Here is a 22,221-nt window from a genome sequence, read left to right as displayed (position 1 = left end):
GCCTTGCGCGGGATTCTTTCTTGTGCTATAATGCTGTAATGCGAAATTATGACACAAAAAGACAGATTTTTTTAAGATAGACCAAGAGAACATAAGGAGAAACGCAATGAAGAAAAAACAGGCATGGAAAGTGATGGGTGCTGTCCTTGCGGGCACACTGGTATTTTCCGATGCAGTTCCGCTCCGTGCCAGCGCATCGGCAGGAACGGAAAAAAGCGCAGTACAGAACGAAACTGTCTCCGGAACGGAGAACGGTACAGAGACAAAACGGGCAGCCGTTTATGTGAATCTGAAAACCGGCGATGATACGGCAGACGGTACAACGGCAGAGACAGCAGTAAAAACCGTGGAAAAAGCACAGGAGCTTCTTGCAGTTGCAGCGGCAGAACTGCAGGCGGACGGGAAAACAACCGAAAAAAACACTGCTGCAGATACCAGCAAAACGGCAGCGGAGGAAGCAGCAGAAAAATATCTGGTATTCGTCGGAATGGATGAAAAAGAGCTGGAAACGTATCGAAAGAAACAGCAGAAAACAGACTTCAGGGGAAGAGTAACAGATACCGTTTTTGCGGCAGATGAAATCGTGGTGACAGAAGCCGGATATGAGGCTGTTCTGGCAGCAGAAAAAGCAAAAGAAACGGTTTCGGAAACACCAACGCTTGCGCCAGGCGAGTCTCCGGCACCGGATGCGGCAGAAGATACCGTAACACCAACTCCGGGTCCGACGGAAACGCCGGATGCAGAGCCGACCGCAGAACCAACGGTGACCCCGGACGCAGAACCGACGGAAACGCCGGACGCAGAGCCGACCGTAACGCCGGCGGAGGAACCAACGGCAACTCCGACACCGGATGCGGACAACGGAGAAGATACAGGGGATACACCAACGGCAGCGCCGACACCGGATGCGGAACCGACCGTAACGCCGGAAGTAACTCCGACGACAGCACCGGGCGAGAATACCGATGACAGTGAAAATCCGGAGAATCCGGAAACTCCGGCAGAAGATCCAACCGTGACACCTGCCCCGGATGATACAGCAAAAGACGATCCTGCAGCAGATGATACAAACCAGGACGATACAAACCAGGATAACCAGAACGGAACGGGAAATGATGCATCATCGGACCAGTGGAAACAGGATGAAAATCTGGATGACCTTGTAAAAGATGAAATTCAGAAAGAAAACGAAACCGTAAAAAATTTCGATGAAATTTCCAATCCATCCGGTACGGACAGCACAGAAGACGGCTATCTGATCTCCAATGTCTCTCTTTTGATCCAGCCGGTGGCAGTAAGTCTGTCCAGAAGCCTTGTATCAGAGGAGCAGACGGAAACAGCAGAAGCTGAGACGGCGGACGAAGGCGAGCATGAACTGCTTGCAGCTGCAGAGCAGAAATCCAACCTGAGTGCAGGTGAAATGACAGCAAGTGCAGCCGATGACGTAAGTACGCTGCGTGCCGCAGGAACGATCCTTGTAGGACCGGACAACTACGGAACGAATAAGACATCCACTCCGACTCCGACAGCCACACCGTCGAAGAGCAGCAGTAACAACAGCTCTTCCAATTCCAATACCGGAAGCACAAAGATTCCGCAGAAGAAGACACAGACCACTGTAAGCATCCGCAGCATCCCGGTCAACACCGGCGATGAGACGATGGTGCTTCCGCTGGCGATCAGCTCCGCACTTTCTGCAGCCGTTATGTTCTGCATGGCATTCCTTCAGATGCAGGCGAAACGCGCAAAGAGCATGGCCGCATGGCTGGAATTCAAAAAGAATCATCCGTTTGACGAAAAATAAAGAAACAGGCATATCCGGAAAAGCCATTCCATACATTTACAGTATGGGAGGGCTTTTTCTTATGGAAGAAAAGAAAACATGGGCGGTGGGTGCGGGCAGCGGGATCAGCTGGCTGAAGGCTCTTCTCGTTTCCTATCTGATCTCGGTGCTTCTTCTTTTGCTGCTGTCTTTCCTGCTCTGGAAATTTTCCTGGAAGGAAAGCTGGGTGCAGGCGGGCATTGTGGTGATCTATCTGGCATCAAGCTTTTCCGGCGGAAGAATGGCAGGAAACATGGCGGGAAAACGGCGGTTTCTCTGGGGCATCTGCTTTGGAATCGTGTATTTTGCCATTCTGATCATCGTCTCCGCAGTCTTCCTGCCGGGCGGATTTGCCGGAGCCGGAAGACTTCTGTGGGCGGCAGCAGTCTGTGCCGTCGGCGGAATGGCAGGCGGAATGACGGCACACGGCAGATAAAAGCGGACAAAACAGAACATTTTTTCAAAAAACAGACTTTTAAATTTGAAAAACCTATGCTATAATGGGAAGAGCTAATGGCCGAAGACTATAAAAAAAGTCGCGCGTCAACTACAATGAAGGAGGAATGTGCCATGAAACACATCAAAACTTTAAATACAAAAAGCTTACAGAACACTGTAAAAAAAGGTGGATGCGGTGAGTGCCAGACATCCTGCCAGTCCGCATGTAAGACTTCTTGCACCGTAGGCAACCAGAGCTGCGAGCATAAGTAAAAGTAATCCATAAGGACGAGTAAAAGGTGTTCCCAGAACCGGTTTCGCCGGATTTGGGAACATTCTTTTTGCCAGGCACATCAAAAAAAGAGAGAGTTATAGAAAGGAATACCACAGTGATACATTTATATAAAAGCAATGGCTTCAACATGGTGCTGGACGTCAACAGCGGCTCCGTCCATGTTGTGGATGACTGCGTATACGATGTCCTTTCCTGCATGAACGAAGGAAAAAATGCAGAAGAGGCAGCAGAGGCGCTTAGCAGTAAATATGCCGAGCAGGACATCACCGAAGCCAGAGAAGAAATTCAGGAACTTACAGATAACGGCATGCTCTTTACAAAAGACATTTACGAAAACGCAATTGATCAGTTTCCAACCGTCCGACCGTCGTAAAAGCACTCTGCCTCCACATTGCACACGACTGTAACCTTGCCTGTCGTTACTGCTTCGCAGAAGAGGGCGAGTATCACGGAAGACGTGCACTGATGTCCCTGGAAGTCGGCAAAAAAGCGCTTGATTTCCTGATCGCAAACTCCGGCAGCAGAAGAAACCTCGAGGTAGATTTCTTCGGCGGTGAACCGCTGATGAACTGGGATGTTGTAAAACAGCTCGTAGCCTACGGAAGAGAACAGGAGAAGTTACATAACAAGAACTTCCGTTTCACCCTGACCACCAACGGTGTTCTCTTAAACGACGAGGTCATGGAGTTCTGCAATAAAGAGATGGGCAACGTCGTATTAAGTATCGACGGAAGAAAAGAAGTTCACGATCACATGCGTCCGTTCCGCAAAGGTGCCGGAAGCTACGATCTGATCGTGCCGAAATTCCAGAAATTCGCTGAGCTTCGTCATCAGGATAAATACTATGTGCGCGGAACCTTCACGCATTACAACACAGACTTTGCAGCTGATGTTCTCCATCTGGCAGACCTCGGCTTCAAGCAGATCTCGGTTGAGCCTGTTGTAGCGCCTCCGACCGAGGACTATGCGATCCGTGAGGAAGACCTTCCGGTGATCTTCGAACAGTACGACATTCTGGCAAGAGAGATGATCAAGAGAGAAAAAGAGGGAAGAGGCTTCAATTTCTTCCACTTTATGATCGATCTGACCGGCGGACCATGTGTTTATAAACGTCTTTCCGGCTGCGGTTCCGGAACCGAGTACCTTGCGGTAACACCGTGGGGCGATTTCTATCCGTGCCACCAGTTCGTAGGACAGGAAGATTTCTGCCTCGGAAATGTTTACGAAGGCGTGAAAAAGACAGAAACTGTCAACGAATTCAAAAAATGCAACGTTTATTCCAAGAAGGAGTGCAGCCAGTGCTTTGCACGGTTCTACTGCAGCGGCGGATGCGCGGCAAACTCCTACAATTTCACAGGTAAGATCAACGATGTTTACGAGATCGGATGCAAGATGCAGCAGAAACGGATCGAGTGTGCATTGATGATAAAGGCAGCTCTGGCCGAAGATTAAAGAAAAGAGGAAAATCGCGACATGATGAAGAAGAAACAGAGTATCATCGCACTCGTCCTGGCAGCCATTGTAACAGTGCTTCTTGGATGGACGATGATCAAAGGATGGGGTCCTACCGGAACCGGTCGATGAAGAACATCAACCTGGGTCTGGATCTGTCCGGCGGTGTCAGCATTACCTATCAGGCCGTAAAGGACAACCCGACAGACGAAGAAATGTCAGATACCCGCTACAAGCTGGAACAGCGTGCGCAGCAGTACAGCGAAGAGGCACAGGTATATCTGCAGGGCGACAACCGTATCACCATTGAAATCCCGGGTGCAACCGATGCAACCACCATTCTGGAAGAGATGGGTAAACCGGGAAGCCTGTATTTCATCAAACAGACCAACGATGACGGAACAGAAAACTACACCTACGACAGCTCGACCGGCGAGTACGTTCTGAACGGAAAAACTATCGAAGAGCTCGAGGAGGACGGCTCCGTCGTTCTGACCGGTAAAGATGTGGAGAGCGCAGAAGCCATGCATCAGCAGAACTCCACCACAAAAGCAACCGAGAGCGTCGTTCAGCTGAAAATGACCGACGAAGGAAAACAGAAATTTGCAGACGCAACCCAGGAAGCCTACAGCGCAGGAAAGAGCATCGGTATCTACTATGATGAAAAATTCGTCAGTGTACCGAGTGTAAACGCTGTGATTTCCGATGGTACTGCAGTCATCTCCGGCGGAAACATGGACTGGGATGAAGCAACCAGCCTGGCATCCACCCTCCGTATCGGTTCCCTTTCCCTGAAACTTGAGGAGATCAACTCCAGCGTCGTTGGAGCACAGCTTGGATCTGCAGCTGTTTCCACCAGCGTAAAAGCGGGAGCGATCGGCATTGTACTGATTATCCTTTTCCTTGCAATCGTATATCGCCTGCCTGGTATTGCTGCCGGATGGGCACTGCTCATCTATGTTGAGCTGAATCTGATTGCTTTAAATGCATTTGACCTGACATTGACCCTGCCTGGTATCGCAGGTGTTATCCTGTCGATCGGTATGGCGGTCGATGCGAACGTTATCATTTATGCCCGTATCGAGGAGGAGATCGGTGCCGGAAAGACGGTTCATGCGGCAATCCGCGACGGATTCAAGAAGGCAGCTTCTGCCATCCTGGACGGAAACGTGACGACCCTGATTGCAGCAGCTGTTCTGTATGCGCTTGCGAGCGGAAGTGTCCGCGGATTCGCCATGACACTTGCTCTTGGTATTGTTCTTTCCATGTTCAGCGCCATGGTTGTTTCCAGACTGCTGGTCAACAGCCTGTACGGTATGGGACTGAAGGATGCGAAATACTACGGAACCAAGAAAGAGCGCAAGGGATTTCCATTTGTGGAAAAGAGAAAGATCTTCTTCACGATCTCCTGCATTCTGCTGCTTGCCGTTCCGGCCAGCATGATTTTCATGCATCAGACAAAGGGAAGCGCACTGAACTTCGGCCTTGACTTCAAGGGCGGTACTTCCATCAACGTTCCGTTCAACGAGGATTACTCCATCGAAGAGCTGGACAAAGAGGTAGAGCCGGTTGTGGAAGGCGTGACAAAAGATTCCAATATTCAGATGACAAAGGTTGTCGGAGGCAACAATGTCATCATCAAAACACGTTCTCTGACTCTGGAAGAGCGTGAGCAGGTTTACCAGGCAATGGCAGACAATTTCGGTGTCGATACTTCTGAAATCACTTTCGACAACATTTCTTCTACTGTAAGTAAAGAAATGAGCCAGAATGCGATGAAAGCAGTTATCATCGCTGTAGTCTGCATGCTGCTGTACATCTGGATCCGTTTCCGCGACATCCGTTTCGCATCGAGTGCCATCCTTGCACTGATGCACGATATCGCCATTGTATTCGGATTCTATGTGGTATCCCGTATTTCGGTCGGCAGCACCTTTATCGCGTGTATGCTGACGATCCTCGGCTATTCCATCAACAGTACGATCGTCATCTTCGACCGTATCCGTGAGAATCTGCCGGAGTTAAAGAGAGAGCCGATCGAGTCCCTGGTTGACCGCTGCATCACGGACACCCTGACCCGAAGCATTTACAGTTCCCTCACCACCTTTATCACCATCTTTGTTCTGTTCGTGATGGGAGTTTCTTCCATCCGCGACTTTGCAGCACCTCTGATGGTTGGTATCGTATGCGGAGCTACACTTCTGTCTGCATCACAGGTGCCCTGTGGTATGTGATGAAGCACGTTGGAAAAAACAAATATGTGCCGTCCAAAGCAGTACAGAATAAGACAAAAAATAAATAAAAGCAGCAAAAACCATAAAAAGAGAAACGCCGGACCGGAAAAGTCCGGCGTTTCCTGCTAACAGGAAAGAGGAGAACATATGAAGAAAGAACGCTGGGTAGTTTCGGCAAAACGCGCCGATTTCCAGGCAATTGCGGATCGGTTCGGCATCGATCCCGTCATCGCCCGCCTGATCCGGAACCGGGATGTGACCGGGGAGAAAGAGATCGAAGAGTATCTCTTCGGTGATCTGGAGCAGCTCCACGATCCGCTGCTGATGAAGGATATGGAGCGCGCGGCAGATCTGATCGCAGAAAAAATCCGGGAGAAAAAGCCGATCCGCATCATCGGGGACTACGACATCGACGGTGTTACGGCAACGTATATTCTGCTGACCGGATTAAAAGATCTCGGTGCCGATGCGGATGTGCGTATCCCGGACCGGATTGCAGACGGATACGGCTTAAATGAGCATCTTGTGCAGTTTGCCGCGGATGAGGGGCGGGACACGATCGTCACCTGTGACAACGGCATCGCGGCGGGCAGTCAGATCCGTCTGGCAAAAGAGCTTGGCATGACGGTTGTTGTGACGGACCACCACGAGGTTCCGTTTGAGGAGGATGAAAACGGAGAACGCCGCTACATCCTGCCGCCGGCGGACGCGGTTGTCAATCCGAAACAGAAAGACTGTTCCTATCCGTTTCCGGGCCTCTGCGGTGCGGCCGTCGCATGGAAACTGATCCAGACGATGGAGGCAAAAGCAGGTATTCCAAAGGAGCACAGCTTCCGCTTTCTGGAATTTGTCGCCATTGCGACGATCGGTGATGTGATGGATCTGCAGGGAGAAAACCGGATTTTTGTAAAAGCCGGCCTTCGGGCGCTCCATAAAACGCAGAACCTCGGCCTGCAGGAGCTGATCCGTGTGCAGGGCATCGAGGCGGAAAACGTGACACCGTATCACATCGGCTTCGTTCTCGGCCCGTGCATCAACGCATCGGGACGGCTTGACACGGCGGAGCATTCGTTAAAACTGCTCTGCGCAAAGACACGTGAGGAGGCCGCAAAGCTTGCCGGGGACTTGAAAGACCTGAATGAAAGCCGCAAAGAGCTGACGCGCCAGGGTGAGGCGAAAGCAATCGAGCTCGTGGAAACCTCCCCGCTGCAGAACGACAAAGTCCTCGTCGTCTATCTGCCGGACTGCCACGAGAGCCTTGCCGGAATCATCGCAGGTCGCCTGCGGGAGCACTTCCACAAACCATCCTTCGTACTCACCAGAAGTGAGGAGGGCGTCAAGGGCTCCGGCCGCTCGATCGAAGCGTATTCGATGTATGAGGAGCTCTGCAAATGCAAAGAACTGATGACGAAATTCGGCGGCCACCCGATGGCTGCGGGCCTTTCCCTCGCAGGAGAGGAGATGATCGAACCGTTCCGCCGGGCACTGAACGATAATTCCACGCTGACGGAAGAGGATTTCGTCGAAAAAGTTGTGATCGATGTGCCGATGCCGATCACCTACATCACCAAAAATCTGATCCGCCAGTTAAGTCTCTTGGAGCCGTTCGGAAAAGGCAACACGAAACCGCTGTTCGCACAGAAAGGACTGACTGTATTAAATTACCGCATTTTTGGAAAGAATAGAAACGTGGTGAAAGTACAGCTTGCCGATGCGGGCGGATACCAGATGGATGGTGTCTATTTCGGCGAGGGAGAAGCGTTCGCCGCATACGTGGATGCACATCCGACCCTCTCGGTAGCGTACTATCCGTCGATCGATACGTGGAACGGACGCGACAAATTACAGATCAATATCCAGAGTTATTTTTAAAGATGCAGAAAAGCCGCAAATACCTGATTTTTCTGCCCTGTTTTCTATCGGAAACAAAATTGACGCAGAAGAATATTGATGCTATACTGTAAGGTGAATTGTCAAACCTTGACGAAACGGAGGAATATTTTATGAAAAAAGTAGAGGATTACGTAAGAAGTATTCCGGATTTCCCGGAACCGGGTATTATTTTCAGAGATGTAACGAGTATCCTGCAGGACGCAGACGGACTGCAGCTTGCCATAGATGAGATGCAGCATTTTGTAGAAGAAGTAGACTGTGACGTAATCTGCGGAACCGAGTCCCGCGGCTTCATTTTCGGTATGCCGATTGCTTACAATCTGCACAAACCGTTCGTGCCGATCCGTAAAAAAGGAAAACTTCCTCTGGAGACCATCGAGGAGAGCTATGACCTGGAGTACGGCAGCGCAACGATCGAGATGCACAAAGACTCCATCAAACCGGGCCAGAAGGTAGTCATCATCGACGACCTGATTGCAACCGGCGGTACCGTGGAGGCTTGTGCAAAAATGATCGAGCGCCTCGGCGGCGAAGTAACCAGAATCGTGTTCCTGATGGAGCTTGCCGGCTTAAAAGGACGCGAAAAACTGGCAAAATATGATGTAAAATCTGTCATCCGTTACGATGGCAAATAACGTATCCAACGAAACGCAGGGGTTAATCATGAGAGCGGAGGATACATATGGAAGAAGAGAAAAGAATCAGTGAAGAAGAATTAAAGAAGGATGTGGCGGCGGCAGAAGCCAGAATCCGCAAGACGGACGATTTTACAAGTCCGGAGGAATTATACGGGGAATTGATCGCTTCTGTGAAAAAATATCATCCATCGGACGATATTTCCCTGATCGAAAAAGCATACCGCGTGGCAGCGGATGCACATAAGGACCAGAAAAGAAAGAGCGGGGAACCGTACATCATCCATCCGCTCTGTGTGGCAATTATCCTGGCAGATCTGGAGCTCGACAAGGAGTCGATCGCGGCAGGCCTTCTGCACGACGTTGTCGAAGATACCGTCATGACCGAAGAAGAGCTGACCGAGGAGTTCGGCCCGGAGGTGTCCCTGATTGTAAGCGGTGTCACGAAGCTGGCACAGCTGAAATATTCTGCGGATAAGGTCGAGGAGCAGGCAGAAAACCTGAGAAAGATGTTCCTTGCGATGGCAAAGGATATCCGTGTTATTCTGGTAAAACTGGCGGACCGTCTGCACAACATGCGGACCGCACAGTACTGGTCGCCGGAGACGCAGAAGAAAAAAGCGCGTGAGACGATGGATATTTATGCCCCGATCGCACAGCGCCTCGGTATTTCCAAGATCAAGGTCGAACTCGATGACCTTTCTCTGAAATATCTGGAGCCGGATGCGTACTATGAACTGGTGCAGAAGGTCAGCATGAAGCGGGAGCAGCGGCAGGAGTTTGTCGATGCGATCGTAAAAGAGGTGACCCGTCATATCCACCAGGCCGGCATTGAGGCAGATGTCAACGGACGAATCAAGCACTTTTTCAGCATCTACAAAAAGATGGTCAACCAGCATAAGACGCTGGATCAGATCTATGACCTCTTTGCGGTCCGCATCATCGTGGAATCCGTCAAAGACTGCTATGCAGCGCTCGGTGTCATCCATGAAATGTACACGCCGATCCCGGGCCGTTTCAAAGATTACATTGCGATGCCGAAGCCAAACCGTTACCAGTCCCTGCATACAACCCTGATCGGACCGAACGGACAGCCGTTTGAGATTCAGATCCGTACTTATGAGATGCACCGGATTGCAGAATACGGTATCGCTGCACACTGGAAATACAAAGAGGCCTCCGACGGCAAGAAACCGGGACCGGAGCAGGAAGAGGAAAAACTGACCTGGCTGCGCCAGATTCTGGAGTGGCAGCAGGACATGGCGGACAACCATGAGTTCATGAACCTCTTAAAGAGCGATCTCGACCTGTTTGCCGACAATGTTTACTGTTTCAGCCCGGCGGGCGATGTCAAAACGCTTCCGGTCGGCTCCTGTGCCATCGACTTTGCTTATTCCGTCCACAGTGCGGTCGGCAACAAGATGGTCGGAGCGAGGGTCAACGGAAAACTCGTGCCGATCGAGACGGAACTTCACAACGGAGACCGCGTCGAGATCATCACCTCGCAGAACTCCAAGGGACCGAGCCGCGACTGGCTGAAAATTGCGAAGAGTTCCCAGGCAAAGAGCCGCATCAACCAGTGGTTCCGCCAGCAGAACAAGACGGACAACATCGTCAAAGGCAAGGAAATGCTCACCAGCTATGCAAAGCTGAAGGGCAAAAACCTTGGAATCTATACGAAACCGATGTACGAAGAGGCTGTCATGAGAAAGTACGGCTTCCGCGACTGGGATTCCGTTCTTGCGGCCATCGGCCACGGCGGCTTAAAAGAGGGCCAGGTCCTCAACAAGCTGATTGAGACGTACGAAAAGCAACATAAAAAAGAGATCACCGACGAGCAGGTGCTCGAGGCGGCATCTGGAGAGAAAGTTCTGCCGGTTGGAAAGAGCAAGGGCGGCATCGTCGTGCGCGGTATCCACGATGTGGCAGTTCGCTTCTCAAAATGCTGCAATCCGATCCCGGGCGATGAGATCGTGGGCTTTGTCACAAGAGGACGCGGCGTGACCATTCACCGCACCGACTGTGTCAATGTCCTGAATCTGCCGGAATCTGAGCGGGCGCGCCTCATTGATGCTGAATGGCAGGCAGAGGACAACGGCGGCTCTCTCTATACCGTGGAGATCAGCGTTTACGCAAACAACCGTACCGGTCTTCTGGTGGATATCTCCAAGATCTTTACCGAGCGGAAGATCGACCTTGCGGCGATGAACGTGAGAACGAGCAAGCAGGGAACGGCTTCCATCGATGTGACGTTCGACGTGCACAACAACGAAGAGCTGAACAGCATCATCGAGAAGGTACGCCAGGTGGAGAGCGTGATCAATATTCAGAGATCGAGAGGATAAAAAGGAGAAAAGCGTATGATAAAGGTAAATTACCGGGCACTTGGAATGCTCTCGACAAACTGCTACGTTGTGGAAAATCCGGACAGCCAGAAGGTGCTGATCGTGGACCCGGGCGATTCGCCGCTGGAGATTGAACGCCAGATCGACGAGATCGACGGCGACCCGGAGGCCATTCTGCTGACCCATGGCCATTTCGACCATATGCTGGCAGCGGATGCACTGCGGAAAAAGTACCATATCCCGGTCTATGTCCATGAAAAAGAGCAGCACCTGCTGGGGGATCCAAAGAAAAATCTTTCCGGGCTCTGGAGCAAACCGTACACGATGCAGGCGGACAAAACCGTAAAAGAGGGCGATGTGCTGCATCTCGCAGACTTTGAAATCCACGTTCTTGCGACACCGGGGCACACGGCAGGCGGTGTCTGCTACTATATTCCGGCAGAGAAAGCACTTTTTTCCGGTGATACGCTGTTCTGCGAGTCCTACGGAAGATACGACTTCCCGACATCCTCCGGCAGAGAGCTGATCGCGTCGGCCAAGCGCCTGTTAAAAGAGCTTCCCGGGGATGTGACCGTGTATCCGGGCCACAACGATGAAACTACGATTGAACATGAAAAGAGGTACAATCCCCTTGCTTAATATCAGCCTTTGTTTTAACAGAAAAGATTTTGAATACGATGTGTATTCCCTGATCAAGGCATTCTATCCGGGCTGTGAGATTACCTCATGGTACGAAGAGGATGGGGCGCCGGACGGGGAATTTGCATATTATGATAAGATCCTGTACGCGGCAGACCAGATCTGCTTTTCCATAGAAAATGAGAAGCACGAAGAGCTTTCTGCCGCGTGTGAGGCGGTGGAATATGAAAAAGACCGCCACGAAACGAAAAATGTCCTGAAACGGATGGTCTATCGCACGCTCTCGAAAGTGAGCGGAAAAGAACTTCCGTGGGGCGACCTTACCGGCATCCGTCCGACGAAAATTCCGATGAAGATGCTGGAAGAGGGCAAAACAAATGTAGAGATTGCGAAATACATGCGCGAGACCTACTACACCAGCCCGGAAAAGACGGCACTTGCAATCACGATTGCCAACCGGGAAAAGGACATTTTAAAGACGATCGACTACGAACACGGTTACAGCCTGTACATCGGCATCCCGTTCTGTCCGAGCATCTGCCTGTACTGTTCCTTCGGCTCCCATGTGTTAAGCCGCTGGGAGCATATGGTAGATCCGTATCTCGATGCACTGATCAAAGAACTGATCTTTATCAGTGAGAACATGAAGGATTACACCCTTGATACGATCTACATCGGAGGCGGTACGCCGACCACGCTGAATGCGGCACAGATGGAGCGCCTGCTCACGAAAGTGACAGAGCTCTTCCCGATGGAGCAGGTGCAGGAGTTCACCGTGGAGGCAGGACGGCCGGATACGATCAATGAGGAGGTCTTAAAAGCCATCCGCAAATTCCCGGTCACCCGTATTTCGATCAATCCACAGACCATGAACCAGGAAACGCTGGATCTGATCGGACGCCACCATACCGTGGAGGAGATCGAGGAGAAGTTCCGTATGGCGCGTTCCCTTGGATTTGACAACATCAACATGGATCTGATCGTCGGTCTGCCGGGCGAGGACAAGGAAAAAGTGGCGCATACGTTGGAAAAAGTGGAAGCGCTGAATCCGGATTCCCTGACCGTCCATTCCCTTGCGTTAAAGCGTGCAACGAGACTCAACCTGTTCAAAGACAAATATCAGGAAATCTCGTTTGAAAACTCTGCCGAGATCATGAAAATGACGATGGACAGCGCACACCGCATGGAGATGGGACCGTATTACATGTACCGCCAGAAAAATATGGCGGGTAACTTTGAGAATGTCGGCTACTCCCGCGAAGGAAAAGCAGGTATCTACAACATCCTCATTATGGAGGAAAAACAGTCCATTCTGGCCGCGGGAGCCGGAGCGTCCACGAAATTCGTGTTTGAACACGGAGAGCGCATTGAGCGGGTGGAGAACGTGAAGGATCTGAAAAACTACGTGGAGCGTATCGATGAAATGATCGAGAGAAAACGTATCGGAATGGAGAAGTATCTGCCAAAATGAAAGAAAATTCCAGTCAGCAGCTTCACATGCTGCGCTATACCCTGACCGAGCAGCTCATCCATGGCATGGAAGTGAGCAATTTAGCTTACGATCTTGCGCGGGAACTTGGGTATGAGAAAGAAATCTGCTATGAGCTTGCAAAAGCGGGCGTTCTCCACGATATCGGAAAGATTGTACTGGAGAATTACGTAGAAGAACAGGATACACTCGTCGTCGAGGAGATGCGCTTTGTGCGGACCCATTCCACACTGGGCTATGAACTCCTGCAGGGACGCGGCTACTCCGATTTTGTGCTGGAGAGTATTCTGTATCACCATGAAAATTATGACGGAACCGGGTATCCGGCCAATCTGGCGGGAGAAAAGATTCCGTTTGGGGCGCGTATCTTACGCATCTGTGATGTGTACTGCGCGCTGACCTCCGACCGCCCGTACCGGAGTGCGTTTACGCGGAAACAGGCGATGGAGCTTATGACAGAAGAAGTCAAAAATTTCGATCTGAAAATGTTCCTGGCATTTCAGAGAGTGATCCACAGCGGCAGCCGGAAAGCGATCGAGCTTTCTGATGTCGATGAATTGATCCGGGAAATCATAAAGGAGAAAACAGAAAATGGCATTAAAAAAGAAACCGGTTACCGGAATGAAAGATATTTTACCGAAAGAAATGGCAATCCGTGACTATGTGATCCGTCTGATCAAGGAAACTTACGGAACCTTCGGCTTTACCTCCATGGAGACCCCATGCGTGGAGCACATCGAAAACCTGAACAGCAAACAGGGCGGCGAGAATGAGAAACTGATTTTCAAGATCTTAAAAAGAGGAGAGAAGCTGAAACTCGAGACCGCTGAGAAAGAAAACGATCTCGTAGACAGCGGCCTGCGTTATGACCTGACCGTTCCGCTCTGCCGTTACTATTCCAACAACGCAAACGAGCTTCCGTCCCCGTTCAAAGCACTTCAGATGGGAAATGTATGGCGTGCAGACCGTCCGCAGAGAGGAAGATACCGCCAGTTCATGCAGTGCGATATCGATATCCTCGGCGAGCCGACCAACCTCGCAGAGATTGAGCTGATCCTTGCTACCACCACACTGCTTGGAAAACTGGACTTCAAGAACTTTACGATCCGTATCAATGACCGCCGCATCTTAAAAGCAATGGCAGCCTACAGCGGATTCCCGGAGGAGTCCTATGACACCGTATTTATTATCCTCGATAAGATGGATAAAATCGGTTTTGAGGGCGTTGCCAAAGAGCTCGAGGAAGCCGGCTTTGCAAAAGAGTCCGTAGAGAAATACCTGAAAATGTTCGAGGAGATCACCCCGGATACCGCAGGCGTAGAGTACTGCCGTGAGAAACTCGAGGGATTCCTTGACAAAGAGTACGCAGACGGCCTGAAGACCATCATCGACAGTGTTAATGCCGTGAAGACCGCAGAATTCAAGATCGCTTTCGATCCGACTCTGGTGCGCGGAATGTCCTACTATACCGGACCGATCTTCGAGATCGCTATGGATGAGTACGGCGGATCTGTCGGAGGCGGCGGACGCTACGATGAAATGATCGGAAAATTCACCGGAAACCAGACCTGCGCATGCGGATTCTCCATCGGATTTGAGCGTATCGTTATGCTTCTGCTTGAGAGAGATTACCAGATCCCGGGCGCGCAGAAGAAAAAAGCGTACCTGATCGAGAAAAACATGCCGGCAGAGGGAATGCAGAAGATCATTCAGCAGGCGACAAAAGAGAGAAGTGAAGGCACGGCCATCAACATCGCCGTGATGAAAAAGAACAAGAAATTCCAGAAAGAGCAGCTTGCCAGCGAGGGCTACACTGAGATCGAAGAATTTTTTGTTGACAAAATGTAAGGAATATCCAATAATAGTAATCGCATGAAAAAACGATGTGCTGCGGATGCAGATTCTTTGTGTCCGCAGTTCCAAATAGGAGGAACAAGAAAATGGCTGAATCCATGAAAGGCCTGAAGAGAACCTGCCGCTGTGCGGAAGTCACAAAAGCAGATATCGGAAAAAAAGTAACCCTGATGGGCTGGGTACAGAAGAGCCGTAATAAAGGCGGAATTATTTTCGTCGATCTGCGTGACAGAAGCGGTATTATGCAGATTATCTTTGAGAACGGCCCGATCAGTGAGGAAGGTTTTGAGAAAGCAGCAAAACTGCGCAGCGAGTTCGTCATTGCCGTAGAAGGTGAAGTTATGGCCCGCTCCGGTGCTATCAATGAAAATCTGGCAACAGGAGAGCTCGAAGTAAAGGCTGAGTCCTTACGCATTCTTTCCGAGGCAGAAACCCCGCCGTTCCCGATCGAGGAGGATTCCAAGACGAGAGAAGAGCTCCGTCTGAAATACCGTTACCTGGATCTGCGCCGACCGGATATCCAGAGAAACCTGATTATGAGAAGCAAGGTGGCAATGCTCACCCGTGAGTTCATGTCAAAAGAAGGTTTTCTTGAGATCGAAACCCCGATGCTGACCAAATCCACACCGGAAGGCGCCAGAGACTATCTGGTACCGAGCCGTGTTCATCCGGGCAGCTTCTATGCACTGCCGCAGTCTCCGCAGCTGTTCAAACAGCTTCTGATGTGCTCCGGCTATGACCGCTATATCCAGATTGTAAAATGTTTCCGTGACGAGGACCTGCGTGCTGACCGTCAGCCGGAGTTCACCCAGATCGATATGGAGCTTGCTTTCGTTGATGTAGATGATGTTATCGATGTCAATGAGAGACTGCTGGCACACCTGTTCAAAGAGGTGCTCGGCGTTGAGGTACAGCTCCCGATCCAGAGAATGACCTGGAAAGAGGCTATGAACCGTTTCGGTTCCGACAAACCGGACCTGCGTTTCGGTATGGAGCTGGTTGATGTTTCCGAGACCGTAAAAGATACCGAGTTCGTTGTATTTAAGGGCGCACTTGAAAACGGCGGTTCTGTCCGCGGTATTAACGCAAAGGGACAGGGCGCAATGCCGAGAAAGAAAATCGACAAGCTCGTTGAGTTTGCGAAAGGTTACGGTGCAAAAGGTCTTGCATACATTGCAATCCATGAGGATGGAAGCTGGAAATCTTCCTTCTCCAAATTTATGACAGAGGAGCAGATGGAAGCCCTCATCAAAGCCATGGACGGACAGGCTGGAGACCTTCTTCTCTTCGCAGCAGACCGCAACAAGATTGTTTGGAACGTTCTTGGCGCACTTCGTCTGGAACTGGCAGAGCAGATGGGACTTCTCGACAAGAACGAATACCGTTTCGTATGGATTACCGAGTTCCCGCTTCTGGAGTGGTCCGATGAGGAGAACCGTTTCACCGCAATGCATCACCCGTTCACCATGCCGATGGACGAGGATCTGCCGCTTCTGGATACCGATCCGGGCGCAGTTCGTGCAAAAGCTTACGATATCGTCCTGAACGGCACTGAGATCGGAGGAGGAAGCGTTCGTATTCACCAGAACGATGTGCAGGAGAAGATGTTTGAGATGCTTGGTTTCACAAAGGAACAGGCACATGAGCGATTTGGTTTCCTTCTGGATGCTTTCAAATACGGAGTTCCGCCTCACGCCGGACTGGCTTACGGACTGGACCGTCTCGTTATGCTGATGGCAAAAGAGGACAGCATCCGCGACGTCATCGCATTCCCGAAGGTAAAAGATGCTTCCTGTCTGATGACCGAGGCTCCGTCACCGGTTGACGCAGCACAGCTGGAAGAGCTTGGTCTTGAGGTTGAGCCGCAGGCTGAGGAAGAGACAACAGAAGAGTAAAGAAAATTTTGTAATTTACAGGACAGACAATTTTGCAGAAGTGCAGCGTTGTCTGTCCTTTTTTAGGTTTCACTCGATCGGTGTAAAGAAAAACTTAAGAAATTCTTCCACGTCTTCCCCGTTGTTTTGCTGGAAAAAAGTGCTACAATATGGTTTGTAAGAAAGATACGGAAACATCCACAGCAAGTGGAACACATAGAGAAAAAGACAAGGAGGGATCACGATGTTAGTTACATTAGTCATGCTGGCAACCTGTTTTGGTCTGCTCTGCGGAATTGGAATTTTATTTGGGATCGTCGGACTGCTGCTGAAATTTGGAGGAAAAGTCCTCGGCGCATGCGCCACTATTCTTCTCCCGATCGGCGTGATCTGGCTTGGATTTAAAATCGTGTTCGCCGTCGTTCCGCTTCTGTTCAAACTGGTCTGTGCAGCGCTGATCTGTTATCTCGTATACCGCATTCTGCGGGAGATGAAACTTGTAGCATAAAAAATAAAATCTAACAGATTCGAAAGAAAACCTGCTTTCCGTCATAAACACGGAGGCAGGTTTTTAATGACAAAAACAAAAATCTATTTTCAGAAAAAGCCAGTATTTGCTAAAAAAAGAGTAAGGAAAAAGTAAGAAAACAAAAAACAAAATGTGATACGATAGAACTAACTTGGGAAAGCAGAAAATTAATTTGTAAAATAGAAAAGTGGGAGGAAGCGTATGAAGAAAAAAGTAATCGCGATTGTGTGTGCAGTCGCAGTGCTGGCGGCAGCCGGAGGGGGAGTGACATGGCATTTCCTTGGAAACAGTACAAAAGAGGACGATAACGTCGTCTATGTCAATACTGTAAAAGCCCTGACCAATCTGGGAACCGGAAATGGAATGGAAAACCGCTATGCCGGTGTTGTGGAGTCGGAAAATACCTGGAAGGTAGAGAAAAACAGCGAGAAAAAGGTAAAGGAAGTTTATGTGGAAGTCGGTCAGGAGGTTCAGGTCGGAACACCGCTGTTCTCCTACGATACCGAGAAATTCCAGAGTGACCTCGAGCAGGCGCAGCTGGATCTGGAACGTATAAACAATGAACTTTCAAGTATGAATACCAATATCGACCAGCTTTACAAAGACAAAAAGCAGGCATCAAAAGACCAGCAGGCAAGCATCACACTGGAAATTCAGGAAGCGGAGCTGGATTTAAAGAAAAAAGAATATGAAGGAAAATCAAAACAGGCGGAGATTGATAAATTAAACGATAACATCACCAATGCGACCGTGATCAGCGAAATCGCCGGTGTTGTAAAATCAATCAACAACGATGACAGCAGCGCCGGCGCTTACTCCGGTGACAACTCCGACAATTCCTTCCTGACCGTTCTTGCAACGGGAGATTTCCGTGTAAAAGGCCAGATCAATGAACAGAATATGAGCGACGGTTCGATTACCGAAGGAAGCCAGGTGATCGTGCATTCTCGTGTAGATGAGAATCAGACCTGGACCGGAACCGTGACAAAGATTGATCGGGAAAATGCACGGACAGGAAGCAATAACGTTTACAGCAGTTCGGGAGACGGTATGACGCAGTCAAGCAACTATCCGTTTTATGTACAGCTCGATGGAACAAATGGCCTGATGCTCGGTCAGCACGTTTACGTAGAGCCGGATGTCGGCCAGCAGGAAGTCAAAACAGGAATCTGGCTGTCTGACTCCTTTATCAACGATGTCGACAGCAATCCTTACGTCTGGGCCGATAATGGAAAAGGCAAACTGGAAAAACGAAGCGTAACCCTTGGAACACACGATGAAAATATGATGGAATATCAGATCACCGACGGCCTTGCAGAAGATGATGCAATCACCTTCCCGGAGGACGGTCTGGAAGAAGGGATGAAGACCGTAGTCAGCACCGACGGATCACTGGGACAGAGCAATCCGGCCGGCGGCGAGGATGACGGAATGGTGGATGACGGTATGCTTGACAACGACGATGGAATGGTCGACGACGGTATGACGCAGGATGAAAACGGCATGGTTGACAATACCATGGACGGCGCAGAGTACAGCGGTGAGGAAGATACAACGAACGTGATCGGCGGCGCCGACAATGGTAAGGCAGAACCGGCAGACACACAGGAAGCCGGATCAGCAGATGACGGGGAGGTGCAGCCGTGATTCTGGAATTAGAGAATATCTGTAAAGAATATATGCAGGGCAAAATCCCGGTTCCGGTTCTGAAAAACATCAACTTCTCCATGGAAGAAGGCGAGTACGTTGCGATCATGGGTCCTTCCGGTTCCGGAAAAACAACACTGATGAATATTGTCGGCTGCCTCGACCAGGCGACGAGCGGACGGCTGATCCTCGACGGACAGGACATCAGCAAATGCAGTGACAATCAGATGTCGGACATCCGCCTGCAGAAAATCGGCTTTGTCTTCCAGAACTTCCAACTCCTTGCAAGACAGAGCGCAATGGAAAATGTATGCCTGCCGTTGACGTACGCGGGCGTGCCGAAAAAAGAGAGAAGAGAGCGGGCAGCGATTGCCCTCGAGCGGGTGGGGCTCGGCGACCGTATGAGTTTCAAACCGACCCAGCTCTCCGGCGGACAGAAACAGCGTGTGGCGATTGCAAGAGCGATCGTCAACCATCCGAAAATTCTGCTGGCTGATGAGCCGACCGGAGCGCTCGACTCCCATTCCGGCGAGCAGGTCATGGAGCTGTTCCAGAGCCTGAACGATGAGGGCGTCAGCATCTTGATGATTACGCATGACGCGGAGATCGCATCGATGGCACAGCGCACCGTGGAGATCCGCGACGGAATGATGAAATCGAAGGAGGTGGCCGAAGCATGAAAAAAGGAAAAGCCGCAAAGAAAGCAGCGATTGCAGTCGTGACAGCGGTTGCCGTGGGTGGCGTAAGTGTCGGCGGCTATTATGGGATTCGCCAGGCGCAGAAGACAACCGTAAAAGTGTATCCGGTCAGTGACTTTACGAGTGGATACTGGGGAGACAGCATGAACATGGAAGGCCAGATCACCTCGACGGCTTCCCAGAACATCTATCTTTCCGACAGCCAGACCATTTCCCAGGTTCTCGTCAAAGAGGGCGATGTGGTAAATGCCGGAGACACGCTGATGACATACGATACCAGCATGATCGAGCTGGATCTGGAAACGCAGCAGTTACAGCTTGCACAGACAAAGCTGAAAATCCAGCAGAGTGAAAAAGAACTGGAAAAGCTGAAAAAGACAAAACCGGTATCGGATACGCCGCTGAATCCGGTGGAGCCGGATTTCCCGGATTTCCCGGATTTTCCAGATGAACCCATCGATCCGGATTTCCCGGACGAACCGATTCCGACCCCAGAACCGGAGCCGACGTACGAGGATGCTGTTCTGTACAGCAGTACGAATAAGCTTGTATTTGGTTCCAAACCATACAAAGGAGAAGGAACGCAGGAAGACCCATACACCTATCTCTGCGCACCGGGAACAGTCCTAACAGGCGGATTCCTGAATCAGATGGCAGGATACGCGGATGAAAAGGGAACGAAAAAAGAAGAGGACAGCGAAGGATACTGGTTTCGCCTGGAGATTCATGAGGAAAACAAAGCCGCAGAGGCGCTGGAAACCGTGTGGGAGCAGGATGGAACGAAGATTGCGAAAGTATACGAGACTTCGTATGAAGCAGTCCTGAGTCTGAAAGAATCCGAATCGGCGGATGCACCGGAAATAAAAATCACCACGCCGCTTGCCAACACAGAGGTGGCAGAGGGCGGCGAGCTGAAGCTGAAAATCGGAATCAATGAGAAGAAAGATACCGAAGAGAAGCCGGATGAGAAAGCAGACGATAAAACGGATGATAGAACCGAGAGTCCGTCCGAGGACGATGTGACACAGCCGGGTGAAGCCGGAAATGGAAGCGGTGAGGCAGACGATTCCACAGAAAACACCGAAACGGATGGCACTTACACATACGTCTGGAAACACAACGGAAAGACAATCGACGGAGATTTTAAGGATACTTACACAAAAGAAAACATCACAAAAGAGGATGCCGGAATCTATACAGTAGAAGTGACAGCGAAAAATGACAAGGGTACTTCCATGGCAGTCAGCACTGCAAATGTGGCGGTAAAAGAAGGAACGATTACCCCGACACCAAGTGTAACTCCGACCCCGAGCGTTACGCCGGGACCGAGTGTAACTCCAGAGCCGACCGTCAGCCCGGAACCAAGTACAACACCGATTCCGACCACAGAGCCGGTTCCAACAGAAACTCCGGTGCCGAGCGAGACCCCAGTTCCGACGGAAACGCCGACGCCGACTGAAGCCCCGGCAGAACCGGAAGCGGAACCGCAGAGCGAAGATGCGCCGGAAGCAGTGCAGACGACAGCAAAAACCGTATTCTACGGTGAAAAAGCATCGGTACAGTCCCTCTTTACATCATCCACAGGAAGCAGCGCAAATAACAATACTTCTTCCGGTGATGATACCCAGATGACCTACACAAAAGATGAGTTGAAAAAAGCCATCAGCGAAAAAGAAAGCCAGATCCGTAATCTGAAGCTTGATCAGAAGGAAGAGGAACTCAAAGTCAAAAATACGCAGAAATCCCTGGATTCCCAGACCGTAAAAGCGACGATCAGCGGTGTGGTAAAGAAGGTTGGAAATGCAGAAAACCCGTCCAACGACGGAAGCGCCTTTATCCAGGTCAGTGGAAACGAAGGTCTGTACGTGCGCGGCTACTTAAGCGAGACGTATCTCGATCAGGTAAAAGTCGGCGATGAACTTAACGTGACTTCCTGGTCTTCGGGTGCTTTTGCAGCGGCAACCGTAACCGAGATTTCTCCGTACCCGACAACAAGCTACATGTCGTACAGCGAGACACCAGCCTCCTTCTATCCGTTCACAGCCGTTATCCCGGAAGGCGGAGAAGGTTTTGAAAACGGTGACTGGATCGAGATTGCAATCACTGTCGGAAACGATGTAGAAAACGGCAACGGCCTGTACGTCAGCAAAGAATTCATCCGCGAGGAAAACGGACAGAAATTCGTTTATATCCGGGATGAAAATGATAAATTAAAGAAACAGAATGTGGTAACCGGAAAACTTCTGTGGGGCAGTTATTACGAAGTGAAGAGCGGTCTTTCCGAAGAGGATTACATTGCATTTCCGTACGGCAAAACCGTGGTGGAAGGCGCAGACACGAAGGAATCCAGTTCATCGGATTATTACAACAGTTAAGG

16 protein-coding genes and 1 pseudogene are annotated in these 22,221 nt (G+C 50.5%); all 17 read left to right on the top strand.

Annotated elements, in window-relative coordinates:
* Positions 1 to 106 precede the first annotated feature (106 nt).
* The 17 genes and pseudogenes from DXA93_RS17725 (at position 107) to DXA93_RS03570 (ending at position 22,219) form a co-directional block, all read left to right on the top strand.
* On the top strand, positions 107 to 1,804 hold the full coding sequence (locus DXA93_RS17725) for a hypothetical protein (protein ID WP_158565830.1): 1,698 nt from the start codon (positions 107 to 109) through the stop codon (positions 1,802 to 1,804).
* Between the two features lie 61 nt (positions 1,805 to 1,865).
* Positions 1,866 to 2,258 (top strand): TIGR04086 family membrane protein, encoded by a 393-nt coding sequence (locus DXA93_RS17720; RefSeq protein ID WP_158554962.1) that lies wholly within the window; start codon positions 1,866 to 1,868, stop codon positions 2,256 to 2,258.
* Between the two features lie 134 nt (positions 2,259 to 2,392).
* The gene (gene scfA / locus DXA93_RS03640) at positions 2,393 to 2,533 is read left to right on the top strand and encodes a six-cysteine ranthipeptide SCIFF (RefSeq protein ID WP_022461131.1); all 141 of its coding nucleotides are present in this window, start codon (positions 2,393 to 2,395) and stop codon (positions 2,531 to 2,533) included.
* Between the two features lie 116 nt (positions 2,534 to 2,649).
* Positions 2,650 to 4,007 (top strand): annotated as a pseudogene (gene scfB, locus DXA93_RS03635) (thioether cross-link-forming SCIFF peptide maturase).
* 128 nt (positions 4,008 to 4,135) lie between these two features.
* A complete protein-coding gene (gene secD / locus DXA93_RS03630) occupies positions 4,136 to 6,241 on the top strand; it encodes a protein translocase subunit SecD (RefSeq protein WP_330425770.1) in 2,106 nt (701 codons plus the stop codon).
* A gap of 147 nt (positions 6,242 to 6,388) precedes the next feature.
* Positions 6,389 to 8,113 (top strand): single-stranded-DNA-specific exonuclease RecJ, encoded by a 1,725-nt coding sequence (recJ, locus tag DXA93_RS03625; protein ID WP_117509254.1) that lies wholly within the window; start codon positions 6,389 to 6,391, stop codon positions 8,111 to 8,113.
* Between the two features lie 131 nt (positions 8,114 to 8,244).
* Positions 8,245 to 8,769, top strand: a complete 525-nt coding sequence (locus DXA93_RS03620; RefSeq protein WP_117509253.1) for an adenine phosphoribosyltransferase — start codon at positions 8,245 to 8,247, stop codon at positions 8,767 to 8,769.
* Between the two features lie 47 nt (positions 8,770 to 8,816).
* Positions 8,817 to 11,114 (top strand): RelA/SpoT family protein, encoded by a 2,298-nt coding sequence (locus DXA93_RS03615; RefSeq protein WP_118640220.1) that lies wholly within the window; start codon positions 8,817 to 8,819, stop codon positions 11,112 to 11,114.
* Positions 11,115 to 11,129: 15 nt separating this feature from the next.
* Positions 11,130 to 11,753 carry an MBL fold metallo-hydrolase gene (locus tag DXA93_RS03610; RefSeq protein WP_055227612.1) on the top strand — a complete coding sequence of 208 codons (624 nt, stop codon included), beginning with the start codon at positions 11,130 to 11,132 and terminating at the stop codon, positions 11,751 to 11,753.
* Positions 11,725 to 13,224 carry a coproporphyrinogen dehydrogenase HemZ gene (hemZ, locus tag DXA93_RS03605; RefSeq protein WP_055227610.1) on the top strand — a complete coding sequence of 500 codons (1,500 nt, stop codon included), beginning with the start codon at positions 11,725 to 11,727 and terminating at the stop codon, positions 13,222 to 13,224. Before DXA93_RS03610 ends, hemZ begins: the two co-directional genes overlap by 29 nt.
* Positions 13,221 to 13,901: an HD-GYP domain-containing protein gene (locus DXA93_RS03600; protein ID WP_070103204.1), complete on the top strand. Its 681-nt coding sequence runs from the start codon at positions 13,221 to 13,223 to the stop codon at positions 13,899 to 13,901. Before hemZ ends, DXA93_RS03600 begins: the two co-directional genes overlap by 4 nt.
* A complete protein-coding gene (hisS, locus tag DXA93_RS03595) occupies positions 13,834 to 15,090 on the top strand; it encodes a histidine--tRNA ligase (protein ID WP_055227609.1) in 1,257 nt (418 codons plus the stop codon). Before DXA93_RS03600 ends, hisS begins: the two co-directional genes overlap by 68 nt.
* 92 nt (positions 15,091 to 15,182) lie before the next feature.
* Entirely contained in the window at positions 15,183 to 16,991 is a 1,809-nt protein-coding gene (aspS, locus tag DXA93_RS03590; protein WP_118640221.1) for an aspartate--tRNA ligase, read from the top strand.
* A 223-nt stretch (positions 16,992 to 17,214) separates the two neighbouring features.
* The gene (locus DXA93_RS03585) at positions 17,215 to 17,478 is read left to right on the top strand and encodes a hypothetical protein (RefSeq protein WP_022461142.1); all 264 of its coding nucleotides are present in this window, start codon (positions 17,215 to 17,217) and stop codon (positions 17,476 to 17,478) included.
* A 222-nt stretch (positions 17,479 to 17,700) separates the two neighbouring features.
* The gene (locus DXA93_RS03580; RefSeq protein ID WP_118640222.1) at positions 17,701 to 19,146 is read left to right on the top strand and encodes an efflux RND transporter periplasmic adaptor subunit; all 1,446 of its coding nucleotides are present in this window, start codon (positions 17,701 to 17,703) and stop codon (positions 19,144 to 19,146) included.
* Positions 19,143 to 19,826 (top strand): ABC transporter ATP-binding protein, encoded by a 684-nt coding sequence (locus tag DXA93_RS03575; protein WP_117801729.1) that lies wholly within the window; start codon positions 19,143 to 19,145, stop codon positions 19,824 to 19,826. Before DXA93_RS03580 ends, DXA93_RS03575 begins: the two co-directional genes overlap by 4 nt.
* Positions 19,823 to 22,219 (top strand): efflux RND transporter periplasmic adaptor subunit, encoded by a 2,397-nt coding sequence (locus DXA93_RS03570; protein ID WP_118640223.1) that lies wholly within the window; start codon positions 19,823 to 19,825, stop codon positions 22,217 to 22,219. The genes DXA93_RS03575 and DXA93_RS03570 overlap by 4 nt, the downstream gene beginning before the upstream one ends.
* Positions 22,220 to 22,221 lie beyond the last annotated feature (2 nt).

The organism is Blautia sp. OF09-25XD (assembly GCF_003482095.1).
Classification (GTDB): domain Bacteria; phylum Bacillota; class Clostridia; order Lachnospirales; family Lachnospiraceae; genus Fusicatenibacter; species Fusicatenibacter saccharivorans.
Note: the sequence above shows the minus strand (reverse complement) of the source record. Positions and strands in the feature narration are given on the sequence as shown.

What these genes read in the sequence shown, in the direction of transcription:
- hisS (WP_055227609.1), top strand. Translation starts at nt 13,834, where the DNA reads ATGGCATTAAAAAAGAAACCGGTTACCGGAATGAAAGATATTTTACCG.
- hemZ (WP_055227610.1), top strand. Translation starts at nt 11,725, where the DNA reads ATGAAAAGAGGTACAATCCCCTTGCTTAATATCAGCCTTTGTTTTAAC.
- scfA (WP_022461131.1), top strand. Translation starts at nt 2,393, where the DNA reads ATGAAACACATCAAAACTTTAAATACAAAAAGCTTACAGAACACTGTA.
- DXA93_RS03600 (WP_070103204.1), top strand. Translation starts at nt 13,221, where the DNA reads ATGAAAGAAAATTCCAGTCAGCAGCTTCACATGCTGCGCTATACCCTG.
- DXA93_RS03580 (WP_118640222.1), top strand. Translation starts at nt 17,701, where the DNA reads ATGAAGAAAAAAGTAATCGCGATTGTGTGTGCAGTCGCAGTGCTGGCG.
- DXA93_RS03610 (WP_055227612.1), top strand. Translation starts at nt 11,130, where the DNA reads ATGATAAAGGTAAATTACCGGGCACTTGGAATGCTCTCGACAAACTGC.
- recJ (WP_117509254.1), top strand. Translation starts at nt 6,389, where the DNA reads ATGAAGAAAGAACGCTGGGTAGTTTCGGCAAAACGCGCCGATTTCCAG.
- DXA93_RS03570 (WP_118640223.1), top strand. Translation starts at nt 19,823, where the DNA reads ATGAAAAAAGGAAAAGCCGCAAAGAAAGCAGCGATTGCAGTCGTGACA.
- aspS (WP_118640221.1), top strand. Translation starts at nt 15,183, where the DNA reads ATGGCTGAATCCATGAAAGGCCTGAAGAGAACCTGCCGCTGTGCGGAA.
- DXA93_RS03620 (WP_117509253.1), top strand. Translation starts at nt 8,245, where the DNA reads ATGAAAAAAGTAGAGGATTACGTAAGAAGTATTCCGGATTTCCCGGAA.
- DXA93_RS03615 (WP_118640220.1), top strand. Translation starts at nt 8,817, where the DNA reads ATGGAAGAAGAGAAAAGAATCAGTGAAGAAGAATTAAAGAAGGATGTG.
- DXA93_RS17720 (WP_158554962.1), top strand. Translation starts at nt 1,866, where the DNA reads ATGGAAGAAAAGAAAACATGGGCGGTGGGTGCGGGCAGCGGGATCAGC.
- DXA93_RS17725 (WP_158565830.1), top strand. Translation starts at nt 107, where the DNA reads ATGAAGAAAAAACAGGCATGGAAAGTGATGGGTGCTGTCCTTGCGGGC.
- DXA93_RS03585 (WP_022461142.1), top strand. Translation starts at nt 17,215, where the DNA reads ATGTTAGTTACATTAGTCATGCTGGCAACCTGTTTTGGTCTGCTCTGC.
- secD (WP_330425770.1), top strand. Translation starts at nt 4,136, where the DNA reads ATGAAGAACATCAACCTGGGTCTGGATCTGTCCGGCGGTGTCAGCATT.